The sequence below is a fragment of the Vagococcus bubulae genome (assembly GCF_003950315.1).
In the GTDB taxonomy this organism is placed as follows: domain Bacteria; phylum Bacillota; class Bacilli; order Lactobacillales; family Vagococcaceae; genus Vagococcus; species Vagococcus bubulae.
Genome location: NZ_NGJT01000015.1, coordinates 12,632 through 25,187, shown reverse-complemented (window position 1 = coordinate 25,187; position 12,556 = coordinate 12,632). Strand labels below are relative to the sequence as shown.

Annotated in this window: 15 protein-coding genes; 5 read left to right on the top strand and 10 right to left on the bottom strand. The window is 34.1% G+C overall.

Annotated elements, in window-relative coordinates:
• The first annotated feature begins 79 nt into the window (after positions 1-79).
• The 3 genes from CBF36_RS08425 to bsh all read left to right on the top strand — a co-directional run bounded on the left by CBF36_RS08425 (position 80) and on the right by bsh (position 1,962).
• A complete protein-coding gene (locus CBF36_RS08425) occupies positions 80-247 on the top strand; it encodes a DUF3042 family protein (protein ID WP_117972175.1) in 168 nt (55 codons plus the stop codon).
• A gap of 69 nt (positions 248-316) precedes the next feature.
• Positions 317-904, top strand: a complete 588-nt coding sequence (locus CBF36_RS08420; protein ID WP_125958012.1) for a uracil-DNA glycosylase family protein — start codon at positions 317-319, stop codon at positions 902-904.
• An 83-nt stretch (positions 905-987) separates the two neighbouring features.
• Complete coding sequence (gene bsh, locus CBF36_RS08415) at positions 988-1,962, top strand: choloylglycine hydrolase (RefSeq protein ID WP_125958011.1); 975 nt, start codon at positions 988-990, stop codon at positions 1,960-1,962.
• Positions 1,963-1,998: 36 nt separating this feature from the next.
• Here the strand turns inward: bsh and CBF36_RS08410 are convergent, their stop codons facing one another.
• From CBF36_RS08410 to CBF36_RS08385, 6 genes are all read right to left on the bottom strand, one after another.
• Positions 1,999-2,400, bottom strand: coding sequence for a rhodanese-like domain-containing protein (locus CBF36_RS08410; protein ID WP_125958010.1), 402 nt, complete (start codon positions 2,398-2,400; stop codon positions 1,999-2,001).
• Between the two features lie 25 nt (positions 2,401-2,425).
• Positions 2,426-3,397, bottom strand: a complete 972-nt coding sequence (locus CBF36_RS08405; RefSeq protein ID WP_125958009.1) for an ROK family glucokinase — start codon at positions 3,395-3,397, stop codon at positions 2,426-2,428.
• Positions 3,397-3,606, bottom strand: coding sequence for a YqgQ family protein (locus CBF36_RS08400; protein ID WP_117972170.1), 210 nt, complete (start codon positions 3,604-3,606; stop codon positions 3,397-3,399). The genes CBF36_RS08405 and CBF36_RS08400 overlap by 1 nt, the downstream gene beginning before the upstream one ends.
• A gap of 70 nt (positions 3,607-3,676) precedes the next feature.
• Positions 3,677-4,405: a rhomboid family intramembrane serine protease gene (locus CBF36_RS08395; protein ID WP_243638000.1), complete on the bottom strand. Its 729-nt coding sequence runs from the start codon at positions 4,403-4,405 to the stop codon at positions 3,677-3,679.
• Positions 4,402-4,953 (bottom strand): 5-formyltetrahydrofolate cyclo-ligase, encoded by a 552-nt coding sequence (locus tag CBF36_RS08390; RefSeq protein WP_125958008.1) that lies wholly within the window; start codon positions 4,951-4,953, stop codon positions 4,402-4,404. The genes CBF36_RS08395 and CBF36_RS08390 overlap by 4 nt, the downstream gene beginning before the upstream one ends.
• A gap of 96 nt (positions 4,954-5,049) precedes the next feature.
• A complete protein-coding gene (locus CBF36_RS08385; protein ID WP_125958007.1) occupies positions 5,050-5,475 on the bottom strand; it encodes a MarR family winged helix-turn-helix transcriptional regulator in 426 nt (141 codons plus the stop codon).
• A gap of 92 nt (positions 5,476-5,567) precedes the next feature.
• Here CBF36_RS08385 and CBF36_RS08380 point away from each other — a divergent pair, with 92 nt between their 5' ends.
• The gene (locus CBF36_RS08380; RefSeq protein ID WP_125958006.1) at positions 5,568-6,542 is read left to right on the top strand and encodes an FUSC family protein; all 975 of its coding nucleotides are present in this window, start codon (positions 5,568-5,570) and stop codon (positions 6,540-6,542) included.
• A gap of 41 nt (positions 6,543-6,583) precedes the next feature.
• On the opposite strand, the gene rlmN is transcribed toward CBF36_RS08380, so the two are convergent.
• From rlmN to CBF36_RS08360, 4 genes are all read right to left on the bottom strand, one after another.
• The gene (gene rlmN, locus CBF36_RS08375; RefSeq protein WP_125958005.1) at positions 6,584-7,651 is read right to left on the bottom strand and encodes a dual-specificity RNA methyltransferase RlmN; all 1,068 of its coding nucleotides are present in this window, start codon (positions 7,649-7,651) and stop codon (positions 6,584-6,586) included.
• 125 nt (positions 7,652-7,776) lie between these two features.
• A complete protein-coding gene (locus CBF36_RS08370; protein WP_125958004.1) occupies positions 7,777-8,097 on the bottom strand; it encodes a hypothetical protein in 321 nt (106 codons plus the stop codon).
• A 26-nt stretch (positions 8,098-8,123) separates the two neighbouring features.
• Complete coding sequence (locus CBF36_RS08365) at positions 8,124-9,314, bottom strand: coenzyme F420-0:L-glutamate ligase (RefSeq protein WP_125958003.1); 1,191 nt, start codon at positions 9,312-9,314, stop codon at positions 8,124-8,126.
• 145 nt (positions 9,315-9,459) lie between these two features.
• Positions 9,460-10,782 carry a polysaccharide deacetylase family protein gene (locus CBF36_RS08360; protein WP_125958002.1) on the bottom strand — a complete coding sequence of 441 codons (1,323 nt, stop codon included), beginning with the start codon at positions 10,780-10,782 and terminating at the stop codon, positions 9,460-9,462.
• A gap of 338 nt (positions 10,783-11,120) precedes the next feature.
• Between CBF36_RS08360 and CBF36_RS08355 the strand changes: the two genes are divergently transcribed.
• Positions 11,121-12,515, top strand: a complete 1,395-nt coding sequence (locus tag CBF36_RS08355; RefSeq protein ID WP_125958001.1) for a pyridoxal phosphate-dependent decarboxylase family protein — start codon at positions 11,121-11,123, stop codon at positions 12,513-12,515.
• Positions 12,516-12,556: the final 41 nt, after the last annotated feature.

The following is a 12,556-nucleotide window of genomic DNA, read 5'->3' as shown; positions in this document are numbered from 1 at the left end:
ATTGAATACCTTATCACTAGATTTTTATTGTAAAATGCGTATAATAAAGGTATAAATTCAGATAAGGACGTGAGGCACTATGAAGAAATTTTCAAAAGGATTTTTAGTAGGTACTGCAACCACTTTAGCTGCTTTAACAGGCGTGGCTTTAGGTGTTAAAAAAGTTCTAATTGAACCAATCGAAGAAAAAGAAGAATTAATTGAAGATAACCGTAAAAAAGCAATGAGAAAAAGTAGAGCAAGATAAGTCAATGAAACCAAATGATAACGACTGTTATTGTTTGGTTTTTTATTTATCTTAGAAAGGAGCATTCTCATGACAACCATCGAAGAGATTAAACAACACATTATAACCGACCCTGAAAATAAGGCGTTCACCCAACAAGGATGGCAACCCATCTTTATGGCTTATCCTGAAGCAACCATTCTCATCATCGGGCAAGCGCCTGGCATTAAAACGCAAGAAAAAGGACAAGTGTTTCGTGACAAAAGTGGAGATAGATTACGTCAATGGATGGGCATCAGTGAAGACACCTTTTATCACTCTAAAAAGATTGCTGTCTTACCAATGGATTTTTACTTCCCTGGAAAAGCAGCTCATGGTGATTTACCACCTAGAAAAGACTTCACAGCAAAATGGCATCCGCCATTGATTAACTGTATGCCTAATATCCAACTAACTATTTTAATGGGGACATATGCTCAAAAGTACTATCTTAACTCACAGGCCAAACGAACTCTCACAAAAACTGTCTTTTCATATCAAGATTACTTACCAACTTATTTTCCCATTGTTCATTCTTCTCCGCTAAATTTCCGTTGGTTTGCTAAAAATCCTAGTTTTGAAGAAAAGATTGTACCTGAACTACAACAACTAGTAAAAGAAATATTAAATCAATCATGATTATAAAAATTTCATAGAAAAGTCATTATTTTGTTTCATATTCAGCGCTATACTAAAGCCATACTTATTTAGGAGATGACATTATGTGTACAGCTATCAGTTTTAATGCAAGCCATCATTTTTTTGGGAGAAATCTTGATTTAGATTATACGTTTAATCAGGAAGTTGTGATCACACCAAAAAACTACCCATTTAACTTTAAAAATGGGCAATCAATCACCCAACATTATGCCATGATTGGTATGGCTGTTATTTCTAATGATTACCCTCTATACTTTGACGCAACAAACGACCAAGGGTTAAGCGTTGCTGGACTAAACTATCCTAAAAATGCTTATTACGCGCCTTCGACCAATGCACCTAACGAGATTGCCTCATTTGAGTTGATTCCTTATCTCTTAACTCAGTGTAAAACAGTTGAAGAAGTCAAATCTAAACTAAAAAATGCTATTATAACTAACCAACCTTTTAGTCCAGAATTTCCTAATTCACCACTACATTGGATGGTTTCTGATAAAGACTCTTCTTTAACAATCGAATCAGATAAAGATGGTCTTCATCTATATGATAATCCAGTCGGTGTTTTAACCAATAACCCACCTTTTCCTATGCAGTTATTTAATTTAAATAACTACCGTCACTTGTCACCTAAAACGTATGACACGTTATTTTCTGAAACACTACACTTAGATAGTTACAGTAATGGCATGGGTGGTATGGGACTTCCTGGTGATTTGTCTTCTATGTCACGATTCGTTAGAGCCTGCTACACAAAAGAAACTTGTTTAACCTTTCAGTGTGTTCCAAAAGACATCAATCAGTTTTTCCATATTTTAGGTTCTGTCGAACAAACGAAAGGACTATGTGATGTGGGAGAAGAACATTATGAGTACACCATCTATTCTTCTTGCTGTGATACAACAACTGGAAGTTACTATTATAAAACATATGACAACAGTCAATTAAACGTGGTTCATTTAGCCAACGAATCACTCGATACACAAACCCTTTTATCTTACCCTTTAGTAACAGAGCCAGCCATTCATCATATCAATTAAAAAAGATGCCGGAATTTTTTCCGACATCTTTTTTGGTTATTTTTTCTTTGTCTTACCTGTCCAATTCATATAGCCACCTTTTAAGATATAGATATCTTTGTAGCCTTCTTTTTTAAGTAAACCAGCCATATAAATTGCCATACTTGTACGATTGTCATATAAATACACAGGAGCATCTTTACGAATAGCTAATAAATATTCTTTATGCGCTCTAGCAATAGTGTAAGGGACACTTCTAGCACCTAGAATATGACCACGATTGTAATCTTCTTTTTCTCTAACATCAATCACTTGTGCTGTTCTCATCGTTTCTTGAAATTTATCTTGTTCAATCCACTCAGCCGCTCTTTTTCGTTTGATGAAAAAGAATAATTTGTATAAACCATAACTAATAATAATAATAAGTAATATAATATTTAATGTCGCTAAAAAACTCACAGGGCATTTACCTTTCTTTATCTAATTATTTCTCTTCTTTAAATTTTAATGCAAGAGATGCCGCACCAATCACACCAGCCGAATTTCCTAACTCAGCTAATTTAATTGAGGTACTATTGGTTACTTGTGGGAATGTGAACTCATTAAAATAAGCTTGAACTTTTTCTAACAAGAAATCTCCTGCAGCAGACACACCGCCACCGATGACAATTTCTTGTGGATTAAGCATGTTACCAATATTGCCACATGCTAAACCTAAATAGAAGCACACTTTATCAACTACTAATAAGGCAAAATGATCGCTATCTTTAGCTAAGTCAAACACATCTTTACTTGTCACTTCTTGTCCATCATCAATCATATCTTTTAATCTTGATTCGCCAGAAAATTCTTCACTCATTTCTCGAGCTAAACGAACCACTCCAGTAGCTGAAGCCACTGTTTCAAGACAGCCTTTTTTCCCACATGTGCATTCAAAGCCTTGAGGATCCACTGTAATATGACCAATTTCTCCAGCTGCGCCCGCCACACCATGTAACAAATGACCTTCTGCGATAATTCCGCCACCTACACCCGTTCCAAGTGTAATAAACGTTACATCGGCTGCATTATTTCCAGCACCTTTCCATCGTTCACCAAGTGCTGCAACGTTTGCATCATTGTCTAAATCAAATGGAATACCAAATGTTTCTTCCATTGGTTTTTTTATTTCTTGAAGCGTTGACCAATTTAAATTATAAGCACCAATCACCGTTCCATTTTCTTTATCGACTGTTCCTGGCGTTCCCATGCCGATTCCGATAAAATCAGATGCTGTCATGTCATATAAATTTAGTCTATGTTTAATTGACTCAATAATATTTGGAACAATATGAGACCCATTGTCTTCAATGTTTGTCTCCACACTCCATCGTTGTTGGATTTCGCCATCTTCAGTCAAAATCGCTAATTTTGCTGTTGTACCACCTAAATCAATTCCAATTAATTTATTTTTCATTATTGCCCCTCCTGATAATCTTCTTCAAGATGATGTTCATGTTTTAAAACAAGCATGGCTTTCACGTATTCTTGTTTATCAATCAATCCAGCTTCTTCAAGTTGTTTTAATTCAATCATCATTAATTCAATATCCCATAATCTATTTCCAACATAAATAAAGATACCAAATCGTTTAAATAACTGTTGTACATCATACATTGTTCTCAATTTTCACTACCGACCTTATTATACAGATAAGTACTAGATATTCCTAGTCTCGTCTGAATTTATTTTTATTTTATATGCTAAACCCTTTGTAAAAACATCCCACTGATAATATCAAGAAGAAAATAAGTGCTATCACGCGTTTTTTCCAATCAATGTTTTCATTAAATCCTAATCGATTAGATGGCACACCGACAATCACCATCACTAATAAACCACCTAATGCCCCGCCAAAATGCCCCATAATATCCACACCTGAATCAAATAAATTCATGACTAAATTCATCAGTATAAGAAGAGTCATATTGCGTGACATGTATTTAATACCTGGATGATTTTTATAAATCTGGCCTAAAATAATAAATGCCGCAAATATCCCGAAAAGTGACGTGCTCGCACCAGCAGAAATCGCATTAGATGACCCAAAGGCAAAACTCCATAAATTTCCAAAAATCCCACTCAACATATAGACTAGGAAAAACCGAGTATGACCAATTAAAGGCTCTAAAATACGCCCTACAAAATACAATCCCAACGAATTTAATAATAAATGGAAAAACCCGATATGAATAAAAATAGGCGTCACTAATCGCCAAAACTCACCATCTAAAATAATGGCTGCATGAGTCATTGCACCAAATTGATACAATATCCCCACATCTTCTGATCCAGAATAAATCCCTTGTTTCAGGCCAACAAGTTCCATCAAAATAAATACCACAATTTGAATGGCTAAAAATGTATAAGTAAAGTATGGTCCTCTCTTGAAACGCATCCAATAACTTGTATTATATTCCCTCATAAAGTTCCCCCTCGCGCGCAAATTAATACATCAACTAACTTATCGTGTTCTTCAGTTTCTAACTCATCCAATAGCTGTTCATCAAAAACTAAACTAATAGTACTTCCTTTAAAATCAGTTAAATATCGGTCATAAAATCCACCGCCATAACCAATGCGTTTGCCTTCTTGTGTAAACCCAACTCCTGGAACAATCATCAAATCAATAGATGCTTTATCATAAAGTTGACTGTCAATTGGTTCATACACACCAAACGAGGTTAACTCTAACTCAATGTCTTCATGATAAACATAAAAATCCATCTCACCACGCTTTTTTGTTTTGGGTATAACAATCGTTTTTCCTTCTAAAAAAGCTTGTTTCATCAATTTTGTTGTATCAAATTCATGCGTCATTGGGTAAGTCGTCGCAATCACGTTCGCTTGTCGCCACTGGTTGGTTTCATATAAGCGAGACAGCATGTCCTCTTCTAAGGCTTGTTTTTTATTTTCTTGTGTTGCCAGATGTTTTAATTTAGCCAATATGTCTTGTCTAATCACTTGTTTCATCTCAACACCTCCTTAAACAGTATACCCAAATATTATAACACAAGTTATTTGTGAACTTTATCTAAATATTATATTAAGGGGCTTTTAATAAAAACATTATAATTTTTTAAAAATTTTTAGCAAAACATCAAGAGAATCACTTAATTCCTGAGCGTCTTTCTTTGTTAAAGTCCTAGATAAATCTTCTTTTAAAAAGGTGGTGTCAAACGGATTTTTTTGTAAATATATCATCCCTTTTTCTGTAATCGAAACATACGTGACACGCTTATCTTGTTGACTAACTGTTTTTTTGACAAATCCATGTTCGAGTAATTGATTAATAATGCGTGTGGTTTGTTGTTTACCAAAATAAAAATCTGCCGCGATTTCTTTCATCGTAAGGGAGTCGACTTGTGTCAATCCCAATAGGCAGTAATAACTCTCGTATGTAATATTTAGCTCATTTTTTTGTTTAATCCGTCTTTCCACATTAAAATGCCAATATGGTAATAGTTTTAGTAATTTATTTGAAATATCATCCATTTGCCCACGCTCCTAAATTGACTTTTTTATCTTCTTCATGATACCTTATTAGTACATATTTGTGTACTAATAAAAACGGAGATGACCGATTCATGATAACCAAACTAACCACACATATACAAAAAAACTTTCGTAAAAATCTAGTTGACTATACGAGTAACTTACTTTTTATCTTATTATTTACACTAATTTTTGGTGAAGAAAATCTTCTGCCAATCGTCGCTTTAAGCGTTGGATTTTTGATGTTTCCCAAAATTAATTTTGGTGTAAAAAATAGCGTACTAGTTGTCACGAACTTATTACTCTTTCCATTAGGTGGGATTGTAGCCCAATTACCACATGATAGACCACTTGTTTTATTTTTTATTTATGCCGGATTTACTTTTTTGATTTTATTATTAACTGCTGAACCGATTGTTTTTCAATATTCAATCCCTTATTTGATTAATTTTTTATTCTGTCAGGCAACACCTGTCGAACCCTCGCATGCACTAAACCGAATCATTTGTTTAGTTGTGGGAAGTATTGCACTAAGTATGCTAGCTGTTAAATCAACTAATAAACAACCTTTAAGTACCTCACAACTCACACTAAAAGAACAAATAACTCGTTCACTAACACATCCTTTTTATTTATTAAAAATGACGCTAAGTGTGTCGATTGCAATGATTGTCGCGATATTACTTCATGCGCCTAAGCCACTTTGGATTAGTATTGTAGCCATGTCACTGACTGAAATTCATTTTAGCGAAACCATCAAAAAAACACGCGAACGCATCATTGGGACAACATTCGGCGTGATAGTATTTTATTTGTTTTTAGTAAAATTAATCCCTCAAACTTATGCCATCTTATTTGTTTTAGCTGTCGGATTTATCAGTTACTTTTTAGTAGACTACCAACATAAAACCATCGTCAATTCAATTGCTGCCATGAATGCGGCACTCGTTATTTTCCCAAGTGATATCTCGATTGCTAATCGATTTATTGGCTTATTCATTGGAATTGTGATTGCAACGATAGTCGCGATGATAGGTCACGTGCTTCAGAAACTAATCATAAGATAAAAAAAGCTACAGTCATTATCAAAATGGCGTAGCTTTTTGTTTTATCTGCTTGTCTCTTTTTTCATTTGTTTACTTCTTAATTGCCCACATGCTGCATCAATATCAGACCCAAATTCTTGTCTCACCACACAATTTATCCCATTTTTCTTTAAGATATCATAGAAAGCCAGTGTATCTTTTTTCGTGCTTCGTTGATACAGATTATGCTCTTCTACAGTATTGTAAGGAATAAGGTTGACATATGTCAGTTTTTTCTTATCTTTTAACAAATCAGCTAATTGTTGGGCATGCTCTGGTGTGTCATTAACCCCTTGAAGCATGATATATTCAAACGTGATACGTCGATTCGTTTCTTTTAAATAATAATCCACTGCATCCATCAAACGTTCTAATGGGTACGCTCGATTGATTTGCATAATAGATGTTCGTGTCTCATTATTTGGCGCATGAAGTGAAATAGCCAAATTAACTTGTAAGCCATTTGTCGCAAACTCTTTGATTTTTGGTACAAGACCACTCGTTGAAACGGTCATATGTCTTGCGCCAATTTGAAGTCCTTTTGGATCATTCATAATGTGTAAGAAGTTCATAACATTGTTATAATTATCAAACGGCTCGCCAATCCCCATCACCACAATATGACTCACACGCTCATCGTTTCCTTGTTTATCCAAATAATGTTGCACTTTCATAATTTGAGCGACAATTTCACCTGTTGACAAGTTGCGTTGTTTTTTTAATAACCCACTCGCACAAAATGTACAGCCGATGTTGCACCCAATTTGTGTTGTCACACAAACAGATAGACCATATGCTTGACGCATTAACACTGTTTCAATCATATGATGGTCTGGTAACTCAAATAAATATTTTATCGTTCCATCTTGACCTTCTTGAACGACTACTTCTTTTAAAGGATCTAATACAAAATGTTCGTTTAATAATTCAATTGTTTGTTTTGATAGATTACTCATCTCTGAAAAATCAGTCACTCGTTTTTCATATAACCATTGCCACACTTGGGCTGCTCTAAATTTCTTTTCACCATTTTTCACAAACCATTCAACAAGTTGAGGCTGTGTAAAATCATAGATTGATGGTTTCATTATTAATTCCTCTTTTCTACTTTGTACACTTAATCACTATATAGGATTTAGTGAAAGTTTGCAATGAGAAAGTAACACTTTAAAAAACAAAAAAGCAAAAGAAAATCGCTTTCCTTTGCTTTTAAATTTTATTGGTTGATTGCTTTCATGCATTGTTGATATAACTGTTCTAACCTGTTTGTTAATGTTTGAGACGTGTCATCTGAGTAAACAAGTGTTTCGACTGGTGTTGACACAAAATCAAGCAATTTAACAGCTTGCCACGTATCTCCTTGTTTTTCAATCGTGATTTGTGGATGCACACTCGTTGCTCCGCACGCATCAGCCACTAAAAAAGCAAACTCATAGGTAGTTTCATCTAATTTTCTTAAACGGTAATACCCATCTTGAATAAACGTTTTATCCTCTGATAAATGGTGTTTCAACACATCTAATTCTTCTTGCGTCATACTACTCGTCTCCTTTAACACTTATTTTAGTTAGTAAAGTTATCAAAGTATCCTTGAATAAAGACAATCGGTGTTCCTTTATCACCACTACCAGATGTTAAATCTGATAATGAACCGATTAAATCAGTTAGTTTTCTTGGTGTTGTTCCTTGAGCTTCCATTAATCCTGTTAAATCATCTGCTTTTGAGTCAATGTGTTTTTTGATGGCTTCTTCTAACGCAGCCCCACGTAAATCAGAAAAGTTATTATCAGCAAGATATTTTAACTTCACTTCGTTAGGTGTTCCTTCTAAACCTGATGTGTATGCAGGAGACACAACTGGATCAGCCAATTCCCAGATTTTTCCAACTGGATCTTTGAACGCGCCATCACCATAAACCATGACTTCAACTTGTTTTCCAGTCAATTCTTTTAATTTACGTTGGATATTATCCACTGTTTCTTGAGAGTTTCTTGGGAATAATTTCACGCCATCATCTGTTGATTTGTTTGAACCAAGCAAACCATATTGCTCGTTAAAGCCACTACCATTAACTGATTTAGATAATACATCATCTAATGTATATACTTTTTCAGCGCCATTTTGTTCTAAAATACGTTTTGTACGATAACGAGTGTGAATATCACACGTTAGCACATTTTTTGTATATGATAAAATGGTTTTTGGTTTTTGTGAGAAAATCACTTCACACTCAGCACCTTCAGCTGCGATTAATTCTTTATAGTATTCAATATAGTCAACACCTGTAAAGGTATGTTTTTGATAACCAAATAATTCTCTAAATTCAGATTCTGTTAATGTATCTGTCCAAGGATTCACTCCTTTTTCATCTAAAGCGTCAAGCGAAATTAAGTGATTGCCAACTTCGTCAGATGGATAACTTAACATTAAGACAATTTTTTTGCTTCCTCTAGCAATACCACGTAAACAGTTTGAAAAACGATTACGGCTAAAGATTGGGAAGATAACCCCAACTGTGTCTTCGTTAAATTTTTGACGAATATCTTCTGCGATTTGATCAATAGACGCATAGTTTCCTTGAGCTCTGGCAACAACTGATTCAGTCACAGCGACAATGTCTTTGTCTTGAATGGCAAAGTTACCTTCTTTAGATGCTTCAATGACACTATCAATGACGATTGATTCTAAATCATCACCTTCATTAATAATTGGACAACGTAATCCCCTTGATACAGTTCCAATAATTCTTGACATAAGTTTACTCTCCCTTATCATACAACTCATTTTTTTAATTTAGTTCCATAAGTACTATACAGTGTTTTAAGCGACAAGTAAAATTTAGACTCTAAAAATATTAAAAAAAGATGATTAAATAGTGCATCTAATCATCTTTTTCTATTTAATTGATTAACTCTTTCGCTAAGACAAAAGTGTATCCTTGACTCTTTAAATATTTAATCACATTTTCCAAACTATCTGCTGAGTCTTGATGAATGTCATGCATCAACACAATGCTATGAGGTTGTAACTCTTTTTTCACTTCCCCTAGAATAGCTGTGGGATTATGTGTTTTCCAATCTAGTGTATCAATATTCCATAAAGCAATGGACATATTTGGTTCAACTTTTGTCACACGATCATTATACGCTCCATATGGCGGACGAAGAAGCGTTGGTTTTTCACCTGTTAGTTTTTCTATTTTTTGATTGGTTGAATCAATTTCTTGCTTGATACTTGCTTCATCTAATTTTGTTAAGTCTTTGTGGTCATAAGTATGATTACCAATTTCATGACCAGCATCGTGAATTTTTTTCACGACATCAGGATAAGTATCAACCATTGAACCTAACATGAAGAAAGTTGCTTTAATATCGTATTTTTTTAATGTATTTAATATTTGAAGTGAACTGGTATTATTTGGTCCATCATCAAATGTTAACGCCACTTTTTTATCATCATCTAAAAGAGTTGGATCATTTTTAATGACCTCTTGCTCTAAAAGGGATAACTGAGTCGCATATGTTTTTTTCAGTTTATCATTTTTCAAGCCGCTGACTTCTTTGTCTAATTTTTTATATTCCTCTGATGAGGGAACTGTCTTAACCTTTTTATTTTGAATATAAGTTGCCATCTCTTTATCAAGGGTTGCTAGTAGTTGATTTTGACTAGTCAGCTCTTTCACCCCTTCTTCAAGAGCTGCTCGTTGTTCGTCTTTTGGTAGAGCACTCACTTGCGATATTAACTCATTTTTCAGAGTTGGGGAAATACTTTTTGTAATGGCTAAATTTTTTACTAACGCATTTTTGCTAAATGGTTTCGTGCCAAAAATGTCCGTCATCTCTTGAGAGGTCTTTATTTTATTTTGAACCATTTGAATCATTTTAGCATCTTTTTGTAATTCTGTTAACAACTGACTTTTTTGATGTTTCACTTTTCCTGATATATTAGAAATGTCATCCACCGTTTTAATGCTCTTTTCAACTTGTTGTTGCGTTTTATTAGATGTTGTCAACAACTCCTGGTTAGTGGCATAGTTTTCTAAACTTTTGTCACTAAGCTCTTTTAGTGACTGGTCAATCACCAATTTTTCACTCGTCACACTTGCTAGTGTTTGTGATGCTTTTTTATCTAGTGTCATGCGTCGAACTAAAAAGACGACCTCCACAACCAAAATAAGTAATAAAAAAATTAATATGAATTGCTTTTTTCTATTTTTAGCCAATTTTAAAATCTACACCTTTCTAAATATAACAGTTCTATTCTAACAGTAATTCTAATAATTGTTTATTATTTTCAGGTTTTTCCTATAACAAAATAGGTAGGTTTTCTTTATTTTCCGACAATTAAATAACACATAATCATTTTTTGTTTATTTATTTATTTTGCTAGCAATCCCTTTTTACATTTTTTACTCTCTATTTGACCGATTTTTAATCAAAAGATTTATACTATTGATTAAAATAACATAAATTATCCCATTAGAAATACAAATAACGGCACTTTTTTCAAATAACTGTGATAGAATAATGGTGCATAAACTATCAGTGGAGGGAATCTATCATGGAAATTCAAGATTATATGAAAGGATTTATCGATACTTTTTACAAAAATAAAGAAACCATCCAACAAGGAAAACCAATCGATATTATTCCAGAAAAAACAATTAAACAATTACAAACTTTAGACTTTACTGAAGAAGGAAGAGACTTGTCCAGTCTACTCGCAACTTTAGAAGAAACTGTCTACCCTTTTAGAAATGTTAGTGAACATAAACGAAATTTTGCATTCATACCAGCACCAGTTGTGGATATTTCCAAACTAGGTGATTTACTCGAATCATTTTACAATCCTAATGCGGCTGGTTTTTATTCAAGTTCAGGAACAGCTGTCATTGAAGAAGAAACCATGTCTTGGTTGTGTGAAAAAGCTGGATTTGATCCTAAAAAAGCAAGTGGAATTTTTTTATCAGGTGGGTCTATGGCAAACTTAAATGCCACCATTGCTGCCCGTGATAAATATTTGCATTTAGATGACATCACAAAAGGAGTTGTCTATATTTCAGATCAAGCGCATCATAGCGTTCATAAAGCGCTTCATGTGATTGGCATACCAGATGAACGCATTCGCCGAGTAAAAACAGATGACGGGTTAAAAATCCTGCCTGACTCGTTGCTTGAGAGTATTAAAAAAGATAAGAAATCTGGATTGATACCTTTTATTGTCATCGCCACAGCTGGGACAACAAACGCTGGTGTCATCGATCCCCTACCCGAATTAGCAGATATTTGTCAAAAAGAAGATTTGTGGTTACACGTTGATGGCGCATTTGGCGCGTCTGTTTTATTGTCAACGAGTCACAAACACTTATTAACAGGAATTGAAAAAGCTGACAGTATCACATGGGACGCTCATAAGTGGTTATTCCAAAGTTACTCTTGTGCCATGTTACTCGTAAAAGATAAAACAGATTTATTAAGAAGTTTTAGTGAAACGCCTGAGTATTTAGAAGATGCTTCTGAAAATGAACACATCAATACATGGGATTTAGGACTTGATCTATCTCGTCCTGCTCGTGGGGTTAAATTATGGTTGTCTTTACAAGCATTGGGAACAAAAAAACTAGGCGATACGATTGATTATGGTATTAAATTAGCCGAATACACTGAGTCTGTTGTCCAAAAAACACCTAAATTAGAAATCATCACCCCAGCTCAAACAGCCATTATTAATTTTAGATACTTCAATGACGAATTAAGTGAACTAGAATTAAATGAATGGAATACTAAATTATCCAATCTGATTTCTAATGCCGGTTTTGCTCAAATTTTGACAACTAAACTAAATGGTAAAACGGTATTGCGTATGTGTACCATCTCACCTGAAACGACACAAGAAGACATCGACAAAACAATCGCACATATTAGTGAGTGCATCGAAACTTTAGAACAAAACTAACTAAAAAAGCTGGAAAAACGATTTAATCGTTTTTCCAGCTT

Excerpts from the sequence above, each read along its gene's own strand:
- CBF36_RS08425 (WP_117972175.1), top strand. The coding sequence starts at position 80 with ATGAAGAAATTTTCAAAAGGATTTTTAGTAGGTACTGCAACCACTTTA.
- CBF36_RS08420 (WP_125958012.1), top strand. The coding sequence starts at position 317 with ATGACAACCATCGAAGAGATTAAACAACACATTATAACCGACCCTGAA.
- bsh (WP_125958011.1), top strand. The coding sequence starts at position 988 with ATGTGTACAGCTATCAGTTTTAATGCAAGCCATCATTTTTTTGGGAGA.
- CBF36_RS08405 (WP_125958009.1), bottom strand. The coding sequence starts at position 3,397 with ATGAAAAATAAATTAATTGGAATTGATTTAGGTGGTACAACAGCAAAA.
- CBF36_RS08395 (WP_243638000.1), bottom strand. The coding sequence starts at position 4,405 with ATGAGGGAATATAATACAAGTTATTGGATGCGTTTCAAGAGAGGACCA.
- CBF36_RS08390 (WP_125958008.1), bottom strand. The coding sequence starts at position 4,953 with ATGAAACAAGTGATTAGACAAGACATATTGGCTAAATTAAAACATCTG.
- CBF36_RS08385 (WP_125958007.1), bottom strand. The coding sequence starts at position 5,475 with ATGGATGATATTTCAAATAAATTACTAAAACTATTACCATATTGGCAT.
- CBF36_RS08380 (WP_125958006.1), top strand. The coding sequence starts at position 5,568 with ATGATAACCAAACTAACCACACATATACAAAAAAACTTTCGTAAAAAT.
- CBF36_RS08370 (WP_125958004.1), bottom strand. The coding sequence starts at position 8,097 with ATGACGCAAGAAGAATTAGATGTGTTGAAACACCATTTATCAGAGGAT.
- CBF36_RS08365 (WP_125958003.1), bottom strand. The coding sequence starts at position 9,314 with ATGTCAAGAATTATTGGAACTGTATCAAGGGGATTACGTTGTCCAATT.
- CBF36_RS08355 (WP_125958001.1), top strand. The coding sequence starts at position 11,121 with ATGGAAATTCAAGATTATATGAAAGGATTTATCGATACTTTTTACAAA.